Annotated in this window: 19 protein-coding genes; 10 read left to right on the plus strand and 9 right to left on the minus strand. The window is 63.1% G+C overall.

Annotated elements, in window-relative coordinates; translation table 11 throughout:
* Nucleotide 1: 1 nt before the first annotated feature.
* Nucleotides 2-2,659 (minus strand): alpha-ketoglutarate dehydrogenase, encoded by a 2,658-nt coding sequence (gene mdeB, locus D3F03_RS04735; protein WP_199665404.1) that lies wholly within the window; start codon nt 2,657-2,659, stop codon nt 2-4.
* Between the two features lie 102 nt (nt 2,660-2,761).
* Between mdeB and D3F03_RS04740 the strand changes: the two genes are divergently transcribed.
* Nucleotides 2,762-3,241 carry an Lrp/AsnC family transcriptional regulator gene (locus D3F03_RS04740; RefSeq protein ID WP_119108151.1) on the plus strand — a complete coding sequence of 160 codons (480 nt, stop codon included), beginning with the start codon at nt 2,762-2,764 and terminating at the stop codon, nt 3,239-3,241.
* Here D3F03_RS04740 and D3F03_RS04745 read toward each other — a convergent pair.
* Nucleotides 3,183-4,451 (minus strand): methionine gamma-lyase, encoded by a 1,269-nt coding sequence (locus D3F03_RS04745; RefSeq protein ID WP_119108152.1) that lies wholly within the window; start codon nt 4,449-4,451, stop codon nt 3,183-3,185. The genes D3F03_RS04740 and D3F03_RS04745 overlap by 59 nt on opposite strands.
* 134 nt (nt 4,452-4,585) lie before the next feature.
* Here D3F03_RS04745 and D3F03_RS04750 point away from each other — a divergent pair, with 134 nt between their 5' ends.
* Entirely contained in the window at nt 4,586-5,068 is a 483-nt protein-coding gene (locus D3F03_RS04750; protein WP_119108153.1) for an Lrp/AsnC family transcriptional regulator, read from the plus strand.
* On the opposite strand, the gene D3F03_RS04755 is transcribed toward D3F03_RS04750, so the two are convergent.
* From D3F03_RS04755 to D3F03_RS04775, 5 genes are all read right to left on the minus strand, one after another.
* Nucleotides 5,065-5,736: an alpha/beta hydrolase gene (locus D3F03_RS04755; protein ID WP_119108154.1), complete on the minus strand. Its 672-nt coding sequence runs from the start codon at nt 5,734-5,736 to the stop codon at nt 5,065-5,067. The genes D3F03_RS04750 and D3F03_RS04755 overlap by 4 nt on opposite strands.
* Nucleotides 5,737-5,785: 49 nt before the next feature.
* Entirely contained in the window at nt 5,786-6,616 is an 831-nt protein-coding gene (locus tag D3F03_RS04760; protein ID WP_119108155.1) for a dioxygenase family protein, read from the minus strand.
* A gap of 122 nt (nt 6,617-6,738) precedes the next feature.
* Nucleotides 6,739-7,152 carry an alternative ribosome rescue aminoacyl-tRNA hydrolase ArfB gene (gene arfB / locus D3F03_RS04765; protein ID WP_119108156.1) on the minus strand — a complete coding sequence of 138 codons (414 nt, stop codon included), beginning with the start codon at nt 7,150-7,152 and terminating at the stop codon, nt 6,739-6,741.
* Between the two features lie 22 nt (nt 7,153-7,174).
* Nucleotides 7,175-7,630: a type II 3-dehydroquinate dehydratase gene (gene aroQ / locus D3F03_RS04770; RefSeq protein WP_119108577.1), complete on the minus strand. Its 456-nt coding sequence runs from the start codon at nt 7,628-7,630 to the stop codon at nt 7,175-7,177.
* Between the two features lie 133 nt (nt 7,631-7,763).
* Nucleotides 7,764-8,114, minus strand: coding sequence for a hypothetical protein (locus tag D3F03_RS04775; RefSeq protein WP_119108157.1), 351 nt, complete (start codon nt 8,112-8,114; stop codon nt 7,764-7,766).
* 161 nt (nt 8,115-8,275) lie between these two features.
* On the opposite strand from D3F03_RS04775, the gene D3F03_RS04780 reads away from it, so the two are divergent.
* The 6 genes from D3F03_RS04780 to D3F03_RS04805 all read left to right on the plus strand — a co-directional run bounded on the left by D3F03_RS04780 (nt 8,276) and on the right by D3F03_RS04805 (nt 13,924).
* Entirely contained in the window at nt 8,276-10,120 is a 1,845-nt protein-coding gene (locus D3F03_RS04780; protein WP_119108578.1) for a glutamine--tRNA ligase/YqeY domain fusion protein, read from the plus strand.
* Entirely contained in the window at nt 10,120-11,808 is a 1,689-nt protein-coding gene (locus D3F03_RS04785) for an AIPR family protein (protein ID WP_119108158.1), read from the plus strand. The genes D3F03_RS04780 and D3F03_RS04785 overlap by 1 nt, the downstream gene beginning before the upstream one ends.
* Before the next feature lie 53 nt (nt 11,809-11,861).
* Nucleotides 11,862-12,095: an addiction module protein gene (locus tag D3F03_RS04790; RefSeq protein ID WP_119108159.1), complete on the plus strand. Its 234-nt coding sequence runs from the start codon at nt 11,862-11,864 to the stop codon at nt 12,093-12,095.
* Nucleotides 12,092-12,307, plus strand: coding sequence for a type II toxin-antitoxin system RelE/ParE family toxin (locus tag D3F03_RS04795; RefSeq protein WP_199665405.1), 216 nt, complete (start codon nt 12,092-12,094; stop codon nt 12,305-12,307). The genes D3F03_RS04790 and D3F03_RS04795 overlap by 4 nt, the downstream gene beginning before the upstream one ends.
* Nucleotides 12,308-12,501: 194 nt before the next feature.
* The gene (locus D3F03_RS04800) at nt 12,502-12,798 is read left to right on the plus strand and encodes a hypothetical protein (RefSeq protein WP_119108579.1); all 297 of its coding nucleotides are present in this window, start codon (nt 12,502-12,504) and stop codon (nt 12,796-12,798) included.
* A gap of 214 nt (nt 12,799-13,012) precedes the next feature.
* Nucleotides 13,013-13,924 (plus strand): bifunctional GNAT family N-acetyltransferase/nucleoside diphosphate kinase regulator, encoded by a 912-nt coding sequence (locus D3F03_RS04805; RefSeq protein ID WP_119108160.1) that lies wholly within the window; start codon nt 13,013-13,015, stop codon nt 13,922-13,924.
* A 235-nt stretch (nt 13,925-14,159) separates the two neighbouring features.
* On the opposite strand, the gene D3F03_RS17385 is transcribed toward D3F03_RS04805, so the two are convergent.
* Together D3F03_RS17385 and D3F03_RS04810 are read right to left on the minus strand one after the other, a co-directional pair.
* A complete protein-coding gene (locus tag D3F03_RS17385) occupies nt 14,160-14,345 on the minus strand; it encodes a hypothetical protein (protein ID WP_245960494.1) in 186 nt (61 codons plus the stop codon).
* A gap of 45 nt (nt 14,346-14,390) precedes the next feature.
* Complete coding sequence (locus tag D3F03_RS04810) at nt 14,391-15,077, minus strand: M14 family metallopeptidase (protein WP_245960495.1); 687 nt, start codon at nt 15,075-15,077, stop codon at nt 14,391-14,393.
* Between the two features lie 108 nt (nt 15,078-15,185).
* Here D3F03_RS04810 and D3F03_RS04815 point away from each other — a divergent pair, with 108 nt between their 5' ends.
* Both D3F03_RS04815 and D3F03_RS04820 read left to right on the plus strand, forming a co-directional pair.
* Complete coding sequence (locus D3F03_RS04815) at nt 15,186-16,658, plus strand: S1 family peptidase (RefSeq protein ID WP_119108161.1); 1,473 nt, start codon at nt 15,186-15,188, stop codon at nt 16,656-16,658.
* On the plus strand, nt 16,655-17,638 hold the full coding sequence (locus D3F03_RS04820) for an FHA domain-containing protein (protein ID WP_119108162.1): 984 nt from the start codon (nt 16,655-16,657) through the stop codon (nt 17,636-17,638). Before D3F03_RS04815 ends, D3F03_RS04820 begins: the two co-directional genes overlap by 4 nt.
* Nucleotides 17,639-17,791 lie beyond the last annotated feature (153 nt).

Raw genomic sequence — 17,791 nt, forward strand, 5'->3', positions numbered from 1 at the left:
GCTACCGAGCCAAGCACCCCAAAGCAGCCCTCACGATGCTGGCCGCATCCACCCCAAAGTAGCTGCGAAGCGCAGCGCGGGTGTCGCTGCGGCCAAAGCCGTCTGTGCCCAGCGTGAGGTAGCGCCGCCCTGGTGGAACGATGCCGCGCACGCTCTCGGGCACCGCGCGCACGTAGTCGGTCGCAGCAATCACCGGGCCGCTGGTCGCGGCAAGTTGCTGGGTCAGCCAGGGTACGCCGGGTTCTGCTTCGCCTGCCAGAGCACGCCGCTCGCAGGCCTGGCCGTCGCGTGCCAGTTCGCTCCAGCTCGTGACGCTCAGCACCGTCACCTCGATGCCCTCAGCGGCCAGCAATTCGGCCGCCTTGACCACTTCGGTCAAGATCGCACCGGAGCCTAGCAGCGTTATTTCTTTAGATGAAATCGGCCTCTCGCGCTTATCTGATAAGCGCTTCCAGCTATTGAAGATGTAGCAACCACGCAGAACACCTTCGGCTGCGCCTTCGGGCAAATCCGGCTGGGCGTAGTTCTCGTTCATCAGCGTGACGTAGTAGAAAACATCGCGCTGCTCGGTCACCATCTCGCGCATGCCGGCGTCCACGATCACGGCCATCTCGCCCGCATACGCCGGGTCGTAGGCCTTGCAGTTGGGGATGGTGGCCGCCACCAGGTGGCTGGTCCCGTCCTGGTGCTGCAGGCCCTCGCCGCCCAGCGTGGTACGGCCCGAGGTGGCGCCCAGCAAGAAGCCGCGTGCGCGCTGGTCGGCAGCGGCCCAGATGGCGTCGCCCACGCGCTGGAAGCCAAACATCGAGTAGTAGATATAGAACGGCAGCATGGCCAGGCCGTGCACGCTGTAGCTCGTCGCCGCCGCCGTCCAACTGGCAATGGCGCCGGCTTCGCTGATGCCTTCTTCGAGGATTTGCCCGTCCAGCGCCTCGCGGTAGGCGAGTACCGAGCCGATGTCCTCGGGCGCATAGCGCTGGCCCACGCTGCTGTAGATGCCAATCTGTTTGAACAGGTTGGCCATGCCAAAGGTGCGCGCCTCGTCGGCCACGATGGGCACGATGCGCGGGCCGAGCGTTGCGTCTTTGAGCAGGCCCGTCAGCATGCGCACGAAGGCCATGGTGGTGCTCATCTCTTTGCCAGCAGCCTGCAGCGCGAACTGGGCGTAGCTGGCAATGGGCGGCACGGGCAGCGCCTCGCACGCGGTTTCGCGGCGCGGCAGGTAGCCGCCGAGCTGCTGGCGGTGGCTGCGCAGGTACTGCATCTCGGCACTGTCCTCGGCGGGCTTGTAGAAGGCCAGACTGGTGGCCTGTTCGTCACTCAAAGGCAGGTTGAAGCGGTTGCGAAACTCGATCAGATCCGCGCCGTCGAGCTTCTTCTGGCTGTGCGTGGTCATCTTGCCCTGGCCGGACGTGCCCATGCCGTAGCCCTTCTTGGTGTGGGCGAGGATGACGGTGGGCTGGCCCTTGTGTGCGCTGGCTGCGGCGTAGGCGGCGTGGATTTTTACCAGGTCGTGCCCGCCGCGCTTCAAGCGGTCGATCTGCTCGTCCGTCATGCCCTGGGCCAGCGCGGCCAGCTCGGGGTTCTGGCCAAAGAAGTTGTCGCGGTTGAAGCGCCCATCCTTGGCGGCAAAAGTCTGCATCTGGCCGTCCACCGTGCCCTCCAGCGCCCGCGCGAGGGCCCCGGTCAGGTCGCGGGCAAACAGGCCGTCCCAGTCGCTGCCCCAGACGAGTTTGATGACGTTCCAGCCGGCGCCGGCAAACAGGCGCTCCAGCTCGTCGATGATGCGGCCGTTGCCACGCACCGGGCCGTCGAGCCGCTGGAGGTTGCAGTTGACGACCCAGACCAGGTTGTCGAGGCCTTCGCGCGAAGCCAGCGTGAGCGCGCTGGTGCTCTCGGGCTCGTCCATCTCGCCGTCGCCAAACACGCCCCACACTTTCCGGCCGCCGCAATCGAGCAGGTTGCGGTGCGTGAGGTAGCGCATGAAGCGCGCGTGGTAGATGCTGCTGATCGGCCCTATGCCCATCGAGCCTGTGGGGAACTGCCAGAAATCGGGCATCAGCCAGGGGTGCGGGTAGCTCGACAGGCCGCGCGCGCCTGCGGCCGGTGCCGTCAGCTCCTGGCGAAAGTGCATCAGATCCTGCTCAGAGAGCTTGCCTTCGAGGAAGGCGCGCGCATACACCCCCGGCGCGCTGTGCGGCTGGAAGAACACCAGATCGCCCCGGTGCTGCCCTTCGCCCAGGCCTTCGCGGGCACGGAAGAAGTGGTTGAAGCCGCTCTCGAACAAATCTGCCGCGCTGGCGTAGCTGGCGATATGGCCGCCCAGTTCGCCATAGGCCTGGTTGGCGCGCACCACCATGGCGAGCGCGTTCCAGCGGATGATGGAGCCCAGCCGCTCTTCGATGGCCAGGTCGCCCGGGAACACGCCCTGCTCCGCCACACCCACCGTGTTCACGTACGGCGTGTTCCAACCCGGTTGCCAGCCTACGCGCTGCGAGCGCGCCAGGCGCGCGAGTTCTTGCAACATGTGGCGGGCGCGTTCTGGCCCCTGCGTGGCGACCAGGGCCAGAAAGGCCTCGCGCCACTCGGCGGTTTCTTCGGGGTCGGCATCAAGCGGGTCAGGGGCTTGCAGCATGGCGTGGGGCGTAAGGGCGTTCATGGCTTGGACTCTAGGCGGTTCACGGGAAAATGTGGTGCTGATTGCGCTGTAGCACGAAACATGAGCGGCACAATACGCTGCTAAAAGCTATTTTTGAAGCATATGAAGCTGGACACCGTCGATTTGCGCATCCTGCACGAGCTGCAAGCCGATGGCTCGCTCTCGAACGTGGAGCTGGCGCGGCGCGTGCACCTCTCGCCCTCGCCCTGTCTGGCGCGCGTCAAGGCGCTGGAGGCTGCTGGCGTCATCAGCCGCTACGTGGCGCTGGCCAATGCAGCGGCGCTGGGCCTGGGGCTCAACGTGTTCATCAGCATCAGCCTCAAGGCGCAGAACAAAGCGGCGCTGGCCGACTTCGAGCGCCGCATTGCCGAGCAGGACGAAGTCATGGAGTGCTACCTGATGACCGGCGACAGCGACTACCTGATCCGCGTCGCGGTGGCCGACATGGCGGCGCTGGAGCGCTTCATCCTGGAGCAGCTCTCGCCGATTCCAGGTATTGAAAAGATCCGCTCCAGCTTTGCCCTCAAGCAGGTTCGCTACAAGACGGCGCTGCCGCTGTCTGCGCTTTCGGCGCGCTCCTGAGCGCTTTCGCGTGGGCAAGGTCCAACGCCTGTCCGATGTCGTCCAGCAGGTCAGTCACATCCTCCAGCCCCACCGACATGCGCACCAGGCCTTCGGAGATGCCGTGTGCGGCGCGCTCCTCGGGCGTGTAAACGGAATGCGTCATGCTGGCCGGGTGCTGGGCCAGGGTCTCGGCATCGCCCAGGCTCACGGCGCGCGTGACGAGCTGCAGCGCGTCCATGAAGCACATGCCGGCCTCCAGGCCGCCTTGTAGTTCAAAAGCGATCATGCCGCCCATTTGCCGCATCTGCTGCTTGGCAAGCGCGTGCTGCGGGAAGCTGGGCAGACCGGGGTAATGCACCACAGCGGTGGCCGGGTGGGCGGCAATGAAGTCGGCCAGGGTCTGCGCGCTCTGGCAGTGGCGGTCCATGCGCAGCGCCAGGGTCTTGAGGCCGCGCATCACCAAGTGGGCGTCCTGCGCCGACATCACCGCACCGGTCATGTCTTTCAGGCCATAGAGGCGCACGCGCTGGGCCAGCTCGGCGTCGGCAAAGACGGCGGCGCCGGCCGTCAGGTCGCCGTGGCCGCCCAGGTATTTGGTCATGGAGTGCACGCTCACATCCGCGCCCAGCAGCAGCGGCTGCTGCAGGTAGGGTGTGCAGTAGGTGTTGTCCACCACCACTTTTGCACCACTCGCGTGGGCCAGCGCCGAGACGGCGGCGATGTTCACCAGGCGCATATTGGGGTTGGCGGGCGATTCGAGATAGACCACGCGCGTCTTGTCGCCGAGGGCCGCCGCGACATTGGCCGGGTTGGTCATGTCCACATGGCGCACGCTGACGCCAAAGCGCGCGAGCCCGTGGTTCAAGAACGAAAACGTGCAACCGTAGAGCGTCATGTCGGCCAGCACCTCGTCGCCCGGCTCCAGCATGGACCACAGCGTGGCCGTGATGGCGCCCATGCCAGAGCCAAACACCACCGCGCCCACGCCCTGCTCCAGGCTGGCCAACCGGCCTTCGAGCAGCGCCAGCGTGGGGTTGGCAATGCGGGTGTAGAAGTAGCCGTTTTCTTCGCCGGTAAAGCAGCGCCCGCCGTAGCCCACATCGGGAAAGGCAAAGGTGGCCGAGGTGTAGATGGGTGGCACCAGGGCGCCCTGGTGGTCGGCGGGGTTGTAGCCAAAGTGGATGGCGCGGGTGCTGAAGCCGCCGGTGTGCGTGTTGGCCTTGCCCATGGGGTGTCTCCTGAAATAGCGTGTTTGGTGACTGAATTCTTTGCCAAATCGCCGGGCAAAAATTCGCTATCTGGCCCACACAAAGACGCTACATTGGAAGTATTCACCTTTTTATATAGATTTAAAGGCAATTTATGCTTCACACTACCGCCACGCTGGACGCCGTGGACCGCAGCCTGCTCGACGCACTGCAAAAAGACGGCCGTGCCACCGTGGGCGAGCTGGCCGAGCGGGTTTCGCTCTCCACCTCACCCTGCTGGCGGCGCGTGCGGCAACTGGAGGAATCGGGTGTCATCAGCGGCTACCACGCGCACCTGGACCGCCACCGCGTGGGCTACGGCGTGTTGGGGTTTGTGCAACTGGGCCTGCACAACCACACGGCCGAGGTGACGGCGGCGTTCGAGCGCGAGGTGCTGGCGCTGCCGCAGGTGCTGTCGTGCCACAACCTCTCGGGCCGCTACGACTACCAGATCGAGCTGGTGGCGCCCGACCTGGAGATGTTTGCCGACTATGTGCGCACGCGCATTCGCAGCCTGCCCGGCGTGCGCGAAATATCCACCAGCTTTTCGCTCAAGGAAGTCAAGCGCACCGTGGCGCTGCCGGTGGGCGCGCTCTAAAACGCGTTCGGCGTCGTGCTCAAGGCTTCGAGCCAAGTCAGCGTGGCTGCCAGCTCGGAAGGGCGGATTTCGTGCTCGCTGGGGAATTCGCGGTAAGTCAAGGCCAGCGGCAACGGTGCCACATGGTGCGCAATGGCCTGGGCGTGCGCCAGCGGGATCACCCCGTCGTGCGTACCATGGCTGACCCACAGGGCCCGGCCATGGAATGCGTCGGCCGGGGCCAGTGCCGCCAGCGGTTGGTCCAACAGGCGCCCATGCCAGACGATGGCGGCACGCATCAGCGCGGGTTGCGTCAGCAGCAGGCCCAGCGCCATGGCGCCCCCCTGGCTAAAGCCCGCCACCACGGTGCGATCGGGTGGAATGCCCAACTGCTCCGAAGCGCCGGCCAAGGTCTGCGCCAACAGTGCGCGGCTGGCGGCCTCTTGCGCCTCATCAATGGTGCGCACACCGCCAGGCTCAATGGAATAGTCGAACCAGGCGAACGCACCCGGCCCCATGCGGTAGGGCGCTCGCAGGCTGAGCACGTAGTAGCGTTCGGGCAACTGCGCGCAGAGCGAATACAGGTCCTGCTCGTTGCTGCCTACCCCATGCAGCAAAACCAGCAGCCAGGGCTGCGGCACGCTGGGCAAGGCAGGTCGCTTCAAAAATGTGAGCGGTAAATCAAGCATGGATAAGCGCCAGTGGCAGTTTTAACCAAATATCTGCAGCATCCATAGCTCAAGCTTGCGGCTGCAGTTCGAATGCGTCCATCGCCAGCATGCTGTACATCACCTCGCGACTCAAGTAGTTGGCATGCAAATCTTTGCCGGCGGCACCCAGCGCAAAGAAGAGCGGCAGGAAATGGTCCTCCGTCGGGTGGGCGCGTGTGGCCTCTGGGGCTTGGCGGCGGTAGTCCAGCAGGGCGGCCATGTCGCCACGCGCCAGCGCCGCCTCGATCCAGCGGCTGAACGCGAGCACGTAGGGCGCCGGTTCGCGCGCGCCGCCAAAAAACTCACCCAGGTTGTGCGTCATGCTGCCCGAGCCGATGACGAGCACGCCCTGGCTGCGCAGGCTTTGCACGGCAGCGCCCAGCGCATAGACCTCGGCCGGGCCAGCGTGCTCTGGCAAAGCGATTTGCACCACGGGCACATCGGCCTGCGGAAACAGGTGCATGAGCGGCACCCAGGCGCCATGGTCGAACGGCCGCTTGGCATCGCCCTCGGCCTCGATGCCGGCCTGGTGCAGCAATGCAAGCACCTCGCCCGCCAGCGCGGGCGAACCAGGTGCCGGGTAGTGCAACTGGTACAACGCAGGCGGAAAACCGCCGAAATCGTGCCACGTGGTCGGTTGCGCACCGGTGCCGACGCGTACGCCCGGTGCCATCCAGTGCGGCGACATGATGAGCACGCCGCGCAGACCAGGGAACTGCGTGCGCAGCGCGGCGCCCCAGCGTGTCAGTGCCGGGCCGGTCTCGCCTGCATCCAGCGCAAACAGCGGCGCACCGTGGGACACAAACAGTGCGGGAATGTTGCTGCGGGACAGAGAAATGTCTTGGGAAGAAGTGGACATGGTGGGCTTTCAAAGCAGCCTCCCACTTTAGACCTCTGTTGCCGCCCGACAAGCCCCGCGCCAGCGGATACAGCGTTGCACAGGTGGTGCCAGTGCCGGCCGCCACGCCAGCCGATGGTGCATCAGTCGCGCACCGGGCCGCGCAGCGCTTTGGTGTCGCTGCGCTGGCTCTTGCCTTCCAGGCGGCGCATCTTGGAACCATAGCTGGGCCGCGTGGCGCGGCGGGCCTTGGGCGGCACGGCAATGCTGTTGACCAAGGCGTTCAGGCGCTCCAGCGCATCGGCGCGGTTTTGCAACTGGGTGCGAAACTGCTGCGCCTTGATGACCACCACGCCCTGGTCGGTAATGCGCGCATCGCGCAGCGAAAGCAGGCGCTCACGCACGTCTTCGGGCAGGGATGATGCATGAATGTCAAAGCGCAGATGCACAGCGCTCGACACCTTGTTCACATTCTGCCCGCCCGCCCCTTGCGCACGGATGGCGGTGATCTCCACCTCAGACTCGGGAACAGCGATCAGCGGCGCAGGGTCTGCCATGCAGCGATGGGCTCAGGTCGGCTCAGGCCTGCGCCTGCATGCGCGCCAGCGCGTCGATGGCCAGGGGATAGCCATCCACGCCCAGGCCGCACATCACGGCGCGCGCCACGGGCGAAATCGTCGAGTGGTGGCGAAAGGCTTCGCGCGCAAACACGTTGCTGATGTGCAGCTCGATGAGCGGCACGCCCGTGCCCTTGATGGCGTCGTGCAGCGCAATGCTGGTGTGGGTGTAGGCGCCGGCGTTCAGCACCACGCCGGCCAGTTCGCCCTGCTGGTGCAGACGCCCGGCCTCGTGCAGCCAGTCGAGCAGCGCGCCTTCGTGGTTGCTTTGGTGAAACCGCAGCGCGAAACCGGCCTTTTGGCAGGCCGCTGCGCACAGGGCCTCGACATCAGCAAGCGTGTGGTGCCCATAGACCGCCGGCTCGCGCGAACCGAGCAGGTTGAGGTTGGGGCCGTTGAGAACGAAAAGAGTGGACACAGAAGCGCTTTCAGACTGGGTGCGGCCGGCGCGGCTCAAGGCAAGCCGGCGCGCAAGCGGATGAAGCGCAAATTATGCGGCGCGCGCCGCCCCACCGAATGGCAGCGCACGGCAGCGCACGCGGCAGGCGACATCAGTCGCGATCGCGCCAGTGGCGGTGGCCATGGCCGCGGTAGTCGTCGTGGTCACGGTAGTAGCCACGGCCACGGTAGTAATACGGGGGCGGCGGCGAATACACCACCGGCGGGGCGTAGTACACCGGGCGCGGCGGGACATAGTACGTCGGGGGCGGTGCGTAATACACCGGGGCCGGGGCACTGTACCCATAGTAGCCATTGCTGGCCCCCACCACCACGCCTGGAACACCAATCCCTATCGACCAATTCACGTTGTCGCGCGCCTGCGCCACACCGGCCGAGGCCGCCAGCGCAACGCCAAAGCCCACAACGGCCAGCTTGCTGAAAACGGTCTTGAACATATGCATCTCCTGGTTAAACGGGTTGACCGCTTTGCCAACCCTTAGACGCTATAACGCGCCACATGCCTCAAAGGATGGCACAAATGCCCGTCTAAAGTGTGTCTGTGCGTACAACTGCTTGTTTCCATGCGTAAAACCGCACGAACGCGCCACCTAAAATGCCCGCTATGACCGCCACCGCCCCTGCCTTCACGCCCGCCGCCAATACTGCGGACGCCACCAAAACCAGCAATTTCCTGCGCCAGATTATCGAGAGCGATCTCGAAAAAGGCAGCTACGCCAGCCGCCGCTGGGCCGGCAGCCCCGGCGACGCCGCGCACCAGGCCGCAGGCGCGCCCGACCCAGCCAAAATCCGCACCCGCTTCCCGCCCGAGCCCAACGGCTACCTGCACGTGGGCCACGCCAAGAGCATCTGCATCAACTTCGGCTTGGCACGCGACTATGGCGGCGTGTGCCACCTGCGCTTTGACGACACCAACCCGGAAAAAGAAGACACCGAGTACGTCAACAGCATTGTCGAATCCGTGAAATGGCTGGGCTTTGACTGGAGCCAGCCGGGCAACGACAAACCGTACCAGGCCAGCGACTACTTCGACTTCATGTACCGCGCTGCCGAGTACTTGATCGAAGCCGGCTACGCCTATGTCGACGAACAAACGGCCGAGCAGATGCGCCTCAGCCGCGGCGACTTCGGCAAACCCGGCGTGGACAGCCCCTTTCGCAGCCGCACCCCCGCCGAGAACCTGACGCGCTTTCGTGAAATGCAGGGCGGCCAGCACGAAGACGGCAGCATGGTGCTGCGCGCCAAGATCGACATGGCCAGCGCCAACATCAACCTGCGCGACCCGGCCATCTACCGCATCCGCCGCGCCACGCACCACCACACGGGCGACAAATGGTGTATTTACCCCATGTACACCTTTGCGCACCCCATTGAGGACGCGCTGGAGCAGATCACCCACAGCCTGTGCACGCTCGAATTTGAAGACCAGCGCCCTTTCTACAACTGGCTGCTGGAGCGCTTGATCGAGGGGAAACTGCTCAGCGCCCCGCCCCCGCGCCAGTACGAGTTCGCCCGCTTGAACCTCACCTACGTCATCACCAGCAAACGCAAACTCGCGCAACTGGTGTACGACCACAAAGTCAACGGCTGGGACGACCCCCGCATGCCCACCATCGTCGGCCTGCGCCGCCGTGGCTACACGCCCGCCGCCATCCAGACCTTTGCCGAACGCATTGGCGTCACCAAGTCCGACAGCTGGATCGACTACAGCACCCTGGAAGGCTGCCTGCGCGAAGACCTGGAGCTCAAAGCTCACCGTGGCATGGCCGTGCTCAACCCGGTCAAGCTCGTGCTGACCAACTGGGACGACGTGATGGGCGCAGGCCACCTGGAGCCCTGCAGCCTGCCCGCTCTGCCACACGCGCCACATGGCGCGTCTTCTGGTGCAGCGCCCGAAGGTGTGGAAAGCCCCGTGCGCCACTTCACCATCGGCAAAGAAGTCTGGATCGAACGCGAAGACTTTGAAGAAGTGCCCCCCAAGGGCTACAAACGTTTGTTCCCCAGCAACAAGGTGCGCCTGAAGGGCGGCTACGTCATCGAATGCACCGGCTGCACCAAGGATGCCAACGGCCACATCACCGAAGTGCTGGCCACCGTGGTGCCCGGCACCAAGAGCGGCACCCCCGGCGCCGACAGTGTGAAGGTCAAAGCCGCCATCACTTGGGTGGGCGTGGCCGACGGTGTGGAGGCCGAAGTACGCATATACGACCGGCTGTTTCTGGATGCGCAGCCCGATGCGGGCGGCAAGGACTTCATCGAAAGCCTGAACCCGAACAGCCTGAAAGTGGTGACTGCCATCGTGGAGCCGTCATTGGCCAATGCGAAGCCGGACGACAAGTTTCAGTTTGAGCGGCATGGGTACTTTGTGGCGGACCGGGTGGATCATGTGCAGGGCAGCAAGCCGGTGTTTAACTTGGCGGTGGGGCTGAAAGATTCTTGGGGAAAATAATGAGCATTATTCATCTTAATCAAATAAAGAGACGAATTGAAACTGAAATTGCGCCTCACGTTGACATGTCAGATCAAAAACCTGGCAGCAAGACGTTTAATGACATGCTCCTCTCCAGAGGACTAGCCGCCTACTCCATTTATCACTTAGCTGGCTGCGAACCAAAAGACGCGGCAACATCCATCGTAGATGGCGGCGATGACAACGGTATCGATGCGGTTTATCTCGACGAGTCCGAGTCAAAATTATATCTTGTTCAATCAAAGTGGATTCATGACGGAAGAGGCGAGCCAGATAACTCCTCCGTAAAAAAATTTATCGCCGGCATCCATGATTTATTGAGCCTAAATTTCGACAGATTCAATAAGAAAATTATTGATCGCCAAGATGAAATATCCAATGCCCTAAGTAATGCCGGACTCCAGATTTTGGCAATCTTGGTTCACACAGGAAATTCAGAATTATCAAAACATTCCGAACGAGATTTCAAAGATCTCTTGTCGGAAGTGAATGACGCCAGTGAAATTCTTAGTTGGATGCCACTAAACCAAGGGCTGCTACACAAATCATTAACAGAAGATCTCAATAGCCCCATTTCTGCAGATATTGCAATTCGATATTGGGGCAAGGTCGAAGAACCACGATATGCAATTTATGGACAGGTAAGCGCCATTGACTTGGCAAAAATATGGCATGAACACAAAGATCGAGTGGTAGCAAAAAACCTGCGGGGCGCACTGGGAGATACAGATGTGAACACGGAGATTCGAGAGTCTCTTGAGAAGCGTCCTGAATTGTTCTGGTATTTCAATAACGGAGTAACCGCCACTGCGTCGGCAGTCGAAAAACTCGCAATTGGCGGCGGAAAACATGATCTGGGATATTTTCATTGCGAAGGAATGCATATTGTCAATGGCGCCCAAACGGTGAGCACGATTGGAAAATATTTGGAAAAAAATCCAACCGCCGATTTATCTGATTGCTTTGTTCAATTCAGAGTAGTTTCATTGCAAGACGGCGGTGAAGAGTTTGGCGATGAAGTTACAAAAACCAACAACCGCCAAAACAAGATAGAGTCACGCGATTTTGTATCGCAAGATCCAGAGCAAAAGCGAATCAGAAATGAACTACTTATTGATGATATTCACTATCAAATAATGCGATCAGATGATTTACCCCGAGGGGAAAACGTATTTGATTTACAAGACAGCACTACTGCGCTTGCATGTGCATCCGGAGAAATAGCGTTAGTCGTCACACTCAAGAGCCAAATAGGGAAGCTCTGGGAAGACATTACAAAGAGACCATACAAAGCGCTATTCAATCCATCAGTGTCCGGCCTCTATGTCTGGCGGTGCATTCAAACTCAACGGCTTATCGATGCTGCCATTGACAAGGAACGGCCACGATACAAAAAACCCCGCGAAGCCAAAATTCTTACATACGGAAACAGATTAATTGCCTCGATTGTTTTCGGCAAATTGCCTGTTGGAAAATTTAGCGACCCAGCTTTTGATTTCAGCAAAAACATTAGTACCGAAAAAATCGCGGAGTTAGCCAACTTTGCAATACCACTTACAGTAACTCATCTGGCAAGATTTTTCGGAAATGCGATGATCCCTACTTTTTTCAAGAATCAAACGAAGTGCCGTGGAGTTTACGATGCAGTATCTCGACAGCTAGATTAGCAAGACACAAGAACCCAGACTTGGATCGCTTTCATGATTTCAATGGAACAGCCATGACCACCACCGCCGAAGCCCTCAGCGCCCAAGCCGCCCAGTTGCCGCCCGCAGAGCGCATGGAAGTGGTAGAGCGCATCCTCGACAGCCTGGACCAGCCCGACGCTGCACTAGATGCGCTCTGGGCAACAGAGGCCAGCGACCGGCTCGCAGCCTACCGGCGCGGTGAGATCAAGGCGGTGGCCTTGTCCGATGTGATTGCCAAATACCAAGCTGCCGCCCAACGCACATGAGCATCCGGCTGCTGGAGCTAGCACAAACGGAGCTGGACGAAGCTATTGCCTGGTACGCAAAACAGGCGCCCGGGCTGGGCGATGCCTTTCTGATCGAGGCGCTCAAAACGCTGCGGCTTGTTGAGCAGTTTCCCCAGGCGTGGCACCCGCTGACCCCACAGGTTCGGCGCTGCCGGTTGCGGCGTTTTCCCTACAGTGTGGTCTACACCTAGGACGGCCCAGGCATTCTGGTGCTCGCCATAGCGCACCAGCACCGCAAGCCTGATTATTGGAAGAATCGGCGTGGTTGAGCGTGAGGCCACACCTCCACCTGAGAAACTCCTATATTGATAGCTGCTTGCGCTTATCCATCAAGCGCAAGAGGCAAATTTCGTTCAAAGAACTGCAGCATCACCAAGACCCATCCATGACGCCTCCGTTCACCCCCACCTTCACCCATGTGCCGCTTGGCCCGGTGGCAGGGCCATTGCAACTGGTGCCCGTCAACGCCGCCCTGGTGTCTGTGCACACCACCGATGGCGCACATGTGGGCTCGCTCAAGCTGGTCGGCGGGGTCTGGAAGTTCAAGGCCATGGGCCACGACGCTGCCGGGCGCATGGAGCCGGGCCATGCGCCGCTGACGGAGCAGCACAACATGGCGTTCGCCATGCCCGATGCAGCCGAGGTGAGCGCCCGGTTGCTGGGCGCCTTGGGAAGCCCCTGAGAGAAGAAAGCACCAAAGAAGCTGGCGGGCTTGGGCGGGCCGCCGCGCCGTGGGGGAAAAAAGCGATGGGCCTATTGCCCTGCGCGACGGTGCCGAATCCGCCGTGCATCGGCCCCGTGGCTGGGGTGTGTTTTAAAATGGCGCGTTAGCCGAAAGAACCGTCGTGGCCGCGTCCATGAAAGGCTTTCATACTTGAAACCCGATTGGGGTGAAGATGGACAAGCCTTTCATTTCCCTGTGCCCGGAGATCACGCGGGCCAACGCATTCACTTTGATGGACTGGCTCGAAGACGAGGGTGTCACGCAGTACCTGAGCGATTCGAGCAATGTCTCGCGGTTCATTGCGCAGGCCATCGGCCGCGTCCAGTTGCCGATCCTGACGCATCTCTTCAACCGGGGCGGCCGATTCTTCATGGCCTTCGACCGGCATGACGTTCCCGTCGGGTTCGTTCGTCTGGCCAAGAAGGGCACGGAATGCGAAATGGTCCTGGTCATCGGCAACCGCGACAACTGGGGCCGCAAGCTTGGCGCCAGCGCGATCCGCGAAGGCCTGAAGCTCGCCTTCTTCGACATGCGGGCCGAGAAGCTCATCGCCAAGATCCACCCGGACAACGCGCGCTCGCTCAAGGCGTTCCTGCGCAGCGGGTTCGTGCTGGAAAGCGAAACACCTGCGATGAAGTCCTTTGTCATGCACTCGGAGCGCTACCTCCGGCTCTTGCGCGAAAGCTCTGCGGCCGACACCACCGACATCTACATCACCGAATTCGACAAGACCCGGCTCAGGAGCCTGGTGGAGCAGGAACAGGGCTCGAGCATTTTTGAGCTCGAACATGAGATCGAGCGCGCCATCGTGGTCGACCCACGGCAGGTGGCCGAGGATGTCGTCACGATGAACTCCAAGGCCCTGCTGCAGGTGGACGATGCGGAGCTGGAAGTGGCCCTTGTGTACCCGGAAGAGGCCGACGACCGGGCCCGGAAGCTCTCGGTGTGCTCGGACATCGGCACGGCTATCCTGGGCTACAAGGAGGGCGATGCGTTCAACTGGCGGATTCACAATCGCACCTGCCACATTCGGATTGCCAAGGTGCTCTACCAGCCCGAAGCTGCGGGCCATTTCCACCTGTAGGTTCGTGCAGCGCTGCCACTGCCGTTGCTTCCGGCGGCGCTCGCAGGCAGTGCCTGGCCCGTCCCCGCGGCCATTTCGTCAAGGCAGTCACTATCTTTTTGAGAGCTGCTAGTGCTTACCAAATAAGCGCTAGCGGTCATTTTGGCACTTAGTCTTCCATGAGCAACCGCCCCACGCCCGCGGTGCACACGAACTCCACCGCCGCTTGCACGGCCGCCACCTGCGCCTCGATGCACTACGCTGACGAGGCGCTCGGGCTGTCGGGGTACACCTCCGTCGTGGTCGTGTAGTGCGCGCCGCTGATGCCCACGCACAGGCCCAGCTCCTCTAGCGCATAGCGGATCACGCCCGGCGCCACCACGAGCGAGCCGATGATTTCGTTCTTCTCGTCCGCAGGGGCGATGTGCGTCACGCAGCTCACGGCTCACGGCTCACGGCTCACGGCTCACGGCTCACGGCTCACGGCTCACGGCTTCAATGATGGCCTGCTGAAACGTGGGCTGGGGGTTTTCGGTGTCGTCCACCAGGTAGAAGCCGTCGGGGATGCTGCCGGGCTCGAACACCTTGTCGTCGCGCGCGGCCACGGCGGGGCGGTATTCGGATTCGTCGGTATCAGTGGTCTCGTGCAGGTTAATGTGGGCGGCGAACTGGCCCTGCGGCGGTGCAGGTGCATGAGGGCGGCTGACTCCTGCGCGGGAGAGCCATCGCGGAACGACCGGTTGGGGTCGATGGCGTCGAAGTTCCAGCGCTGAAACCGCTCGTACACCCAGGGGCTGACGCAGGGCACCACCAGCAGGTTGGCGCGGACTGCAAAGCGCTCGGCCTGCGTGTCCACAAACCGCAGCGCGCCGTGCACGCCACTCGTCTCATAGGCGTGCACCCCACCGGTGACGAGCACGCTGGGCAGGCCGGGTTGCCAGTGGCGGCTGCGCAGGGCCCGCAGGGGAAAGCGCTCTGCCGGGTGCTGTGCGTCGGCATAAATCACATCGCCGTACATCTCCACATCCAACCGGCCCCGCAGTGCCTCAATGGCCGTGAGCACGTCGTCGGCGTAGCTGCGCTGGCGCACCTGGCGTGCGCGCCACTGGTCGCGTTCTGCGGCGCCCCAGAGTTGGCCGGGCGTGCCGATGGAATAGTGGGCGGTCGATGGCATGGGTGCGTGGGATGGAGTGGCTGGTGAATGGGCAAACCCGCGACTGACGGGGTAGACAGGCCCGACGAGGCCAAAGGGCTTGTCGCAGGACGTTCTTAAAATGCCGCGATGCCCTCCCCCACCCGCTGGCCGCTCCAGCTTGTCGCCCCCTTTCTTTTGCTGGCCTGCGGTCTGGCAAGCGCCCAAAACGCTCCAAACGAGGCCTCTACGGGTGCTCCGGTGGTTCGCGAGCAGGCCGCTGTGCCACCGGGCGCAAGCGAAGCGGGTGCGGCGCCCGCACCCGCCATCGCACCCGCCATCGCACCAGGCACCGCACCGCCTGCACCCGCAGCAGTGCCATCAGCGCCAGCCCCTGCAGAGGCGCTGTCAGGCAACGCCCGGCGCATTTATGAGCTGTCGCGCGACAAGCTGGTGCAGATCCGCACGCTGCTGCGCAACTCCAACACCCAGGCGTCCACCGGCTCGGGCTTTTTTGTGTCGGCCGATGGGCTGATCGTCACCAACTTCCATGTGGCGAGCCAGCTCGCGCTGGAGCCCGAGCGCTACAGCGGCGTGTATGTCACGATTGATGGGCAGCAAGGCGCGGTAGAGCTGCTGGCGTTTGACGTTCAGCACGACCTGGCCGTGCTGCGCGCCAAGACCCGTACCGCACCCGCGCCGGTGCTGAGTTTTCGGCCTGCGGCCGACGCCATGGCCCAGGGCGAGCGCATTTATTCACTGGGCAACCCGCTGGACATCGGTTTTGCCGTGACCGAGGGCACCTACAACGGGCTGGTGCGGCGCAGCTTTTACCCGCGCATCTTCTTTGGCGGCACGCTCAACCCCGGCATGAGCGGCGGGCCGGCGGTGGACGATGCGGGGCGGGTGCTGGGCGTCAACGTGGCCAAGCGACTCGATGGCGAGCAGGTGAGCTTTCTGATACCCGCCGAGTTCGCCCAGGCGCTGGTGCAGCGCGCCGCCCACGCCCAGCCCATCGCCCAACCGGCCTACGCCGAGGTGACGCGGCAGTTGCTGGTGCACCAGCAACTGCTGACCGAGCGCTTCTTGCAAACGCCGTTCAAGGAGCAGCGCCACGGCAGTTACCTGGTGCCGGTGCCAGACGACGCGCTTGCGCGCTGCTGGGGCTCGGGGCGCGACCCGGACTTTCATGCGCTGAACCTGGAGCGCACCAAGTGCCAGGTCGATAGCGACGTGGTCGCGGGCGACTTCAGCACGGGCATGGTGCGGCTGAGCTACGAAGCCTACGACGCGCCAACCCTGGGCGCCGCGCGTTTCGCCCGCACCTATTCGCAGAGCTTTGGCAACGAGCCCTTCCTCAAGCGCGGCAACGGCCGCCAGACCGCTGTCGAGTGCACCGAGCGCTATGTCGACCAGGGCAGCCTGCCGCTGCGGGCGGTGATCTGCATGTCGGCCTACCGCAAGCTGCGCGGCCTCTACGACATGACCGTGTTGGTCGCGACCGTCAACCAAGCGACGCAAGGCGTGCTGGGCCGCCTGGACGTGCGCGGTGTCGCTTTCGACAACAACCTCAAGCTGGCAGACCACTACCTGCAGGCGTTTCGCTGGGAGGCAGCGCCATGACGCAGCTACTCGCGCTCATTGAAGCCTTTGACCGCCACGGCACCCTGCTGGCGCGCGCGCCCGTCACGCGCTGGCCCTTCACCGTGGGCCGAAGCCTCGACTGCGACCTGGTGCTGGACGATCCGCACATTGCGCCCGTGCACCTGCGCGCCGATCGCCCGATGGAAGCCCCGCGCCTGGTGAGTATTCAGGTGGGCCAGACCGTGAACGGTGCCACGCTGAGGGGCAAGCGCTATGGCAGCGGCAAGTGGTTTGACTGGCCCGGCGGCGTACCGCTGGAAATCGGCCGCACCCGCCTTGCGCTGCGTCTGGCCGACGCACCGGTTGCCGCCGAGCAAGCCTTGCCCCCATCCTCGCGGCACAACGTGGCTGCCACGGTGCTCCTGGTGGCGCTAACCGTGGCCGCAGCCCTTGGCTCGTCGTGGCTGGAGGCCAGCGACGTTTCGAAATACCTCCAATCGCTGCCCGGCTTGCTGCTCACCTTGGTGGTGGTGCTGGGCGCCTGGTGTGGCCTGTGGGCGATTGCCAACAAGGTGTTCGACCACCGTTTGCAGTTCTGGCGCCACGTGCGCATCGCCTGCACGATGGTCTTGGCGGTCGAGGCGGTGGATGGGGCGGCCAGTCTGGCGGCGTTTGCCTTCTCGTGGGAGGCGCTTTCGCGCTTCGACTACCTGCTGACATCGCTGGTCCTGGCGGCTGGTATCTATGCGCACCTGGCCGCCGTACTGCCGCGCCGCCGTGCCGGCCTGGCGTGGGCCGTGGGCGCAATGGTGCTGCTGGCCGTGCCGGCGTGGCTCGGGACGCAGTGGCTGGACCGCATGCGCCTGTCGAACGAGCTCTACATGAGCAGCCTTTTCCCGCCAAGTCTGCGGGTTGCGCCGGCTGTCCCTATTCCGCAGTTTCTGCAGGAAACCCAGGCGCTGCGCGGCCGGCTGGACCGCCGTCTGCTCAGCGATGGCCATGCGGACGACGACAAATAGCAGCGCCGTAGGCGGTTCGCCCCGCCCCCTCTTGCTGAAAGGCTTAATGGCGGGGCGCCACACCCATTATTTGCCGGCAGGCTGGCGGTTGATGCGGCGCGTGGGTTGCACGGCGCGCGGCCCGTCGCCGCAAGCCAAGCGAACCGCCTGCTG

Origin of the sequence: Simplicispira hankyongi, from assembly GCF_003570885.1 — a bacterium.
Lineage (GTDB): Bacteria > Pseudomonadota > Gammaproteobacteria > Burkholderiales > Burkholderiaceae_C > Simplicispira > Simplicispira hankyongi.

Bases quoted from the DNA above. Each gene is read 5' to 3' on its own strand.
- mdeB (WP_199665404.1), bottom strand. From the start codon at position 2,659: ATGAACGCCCTTACGCCCCACGCCATGCTGCAAGCCCCTGACCCGCTT.
- D3F03_RS04740 (WP_119108151.1), top strand. From the start codon at position 2,762: ATGAAGCTGGACACCGTCGATTTGCGCATCCTGCACGAGCTGCAAGCC.
- D3F03_RS04745 (WP_119108152.1), bottom strand. From the start codon at position 4,451: ATGGGCAAGGCCAACACGCACACCGGCGGCTTCAGCACCCGCGCCATC.
- D3F03_RS04750 (WP_119108153.1), top strand. From the start codon at position 4,586: ATGCTTCACACTACCGCCACGCTGGACGCCGTGGACCGCAGCCTGCTC.
- D3F03_RS04755 (WP_119108154.1), bottom strand. From the start codon at position 5,736: ATGCTTGATTTACCGCTCACATTTTTGAAGCGACCTGCCTTGCCCAGC.
- D3F03_RS04760 (WP_119108155.1), bottom strand. From the start codon at position 6,616: ATGTCCACTTCTTCCCAAGACATTTCTCTGTCCCGCAGCAACATTCCC.
- arfB (WP_119108156.1), bottom strand. From the start codon at position 7,152: ATGGCAGACCCTGCGCCGCTGATCGCTGTTCCCGAGTCTGAGGTGGAG.
- D3F03_RS04775 (WP_119108157.1), bottom strand. From the start codon at position 8,114: ATGCATATGTTCAAGACCGTTTTCAGCAAGCTGGCCGTTGTGGGCTTT.
- D3F03_RS04780 (WP_119108578.1), top strand. From the start codon at position 8,276: ATGACCGCCACCGCCCCTGCCTTCACGCCCGCCGCCAATACTGCGGAC.
- D3F03_RS04785 (WP_119108158.1), top strand. From the start codon at position 10,120: ATGAGCATTATTCATCTTAATCAAATAAAGAGACGAATTGAAACTGAA.
- D3F03_RS04790 (WP_119108159.1), top strand. From the start codon at position 11,862: ATGACCACCACCGCCGAAGCCCTCAGCGCCCAAGCCGCCCAGTTGCCG.
- D3F03_RS04795 (WP_199665405.1), top strand. From the start codon at position 12,092: ATGAGCATCCGGCTGCTGGAGCTAGCACAAACGGAGCTGGACGAAGCT.
- D3F03_RS04800 (WP_119108579.1), top strand. From the start codon at position 12,502: ATGACGCCTCCGTTCACCCCCACCTTCACCCATGTGCCGCTTGGCCCG.
- D3F03_RS04805 (WP_119108160.1), top strand. From the start codon at position 13,013: ATGGACAAGCCTTTCATTTCCCTGTGCCCGGAGATCACGCGGGCCAAC.
- D3F03_RS04810 (WP_245960495.1), bottom strand. From the start codon at position 15,077: ATGCCATCGACCGCCCACTATTCCATCGGCACGCCCGGCCAACTCTGG.
- D3F03_RS04815 (WP_119108161.1), top strand. From the start codon at position 15,186: ATGCCCTCCCCCACCCGCTGGCCGCTCCAGCTTGTCGCCCCCTTTCTT.
- D3F03_RS04820 (WP_119108162.1), top strand. From the start codon at position 16,655: ATGACGCAGCTACTCGCGCTCATTGAAGCCTTTGACCGCCACGGCACC.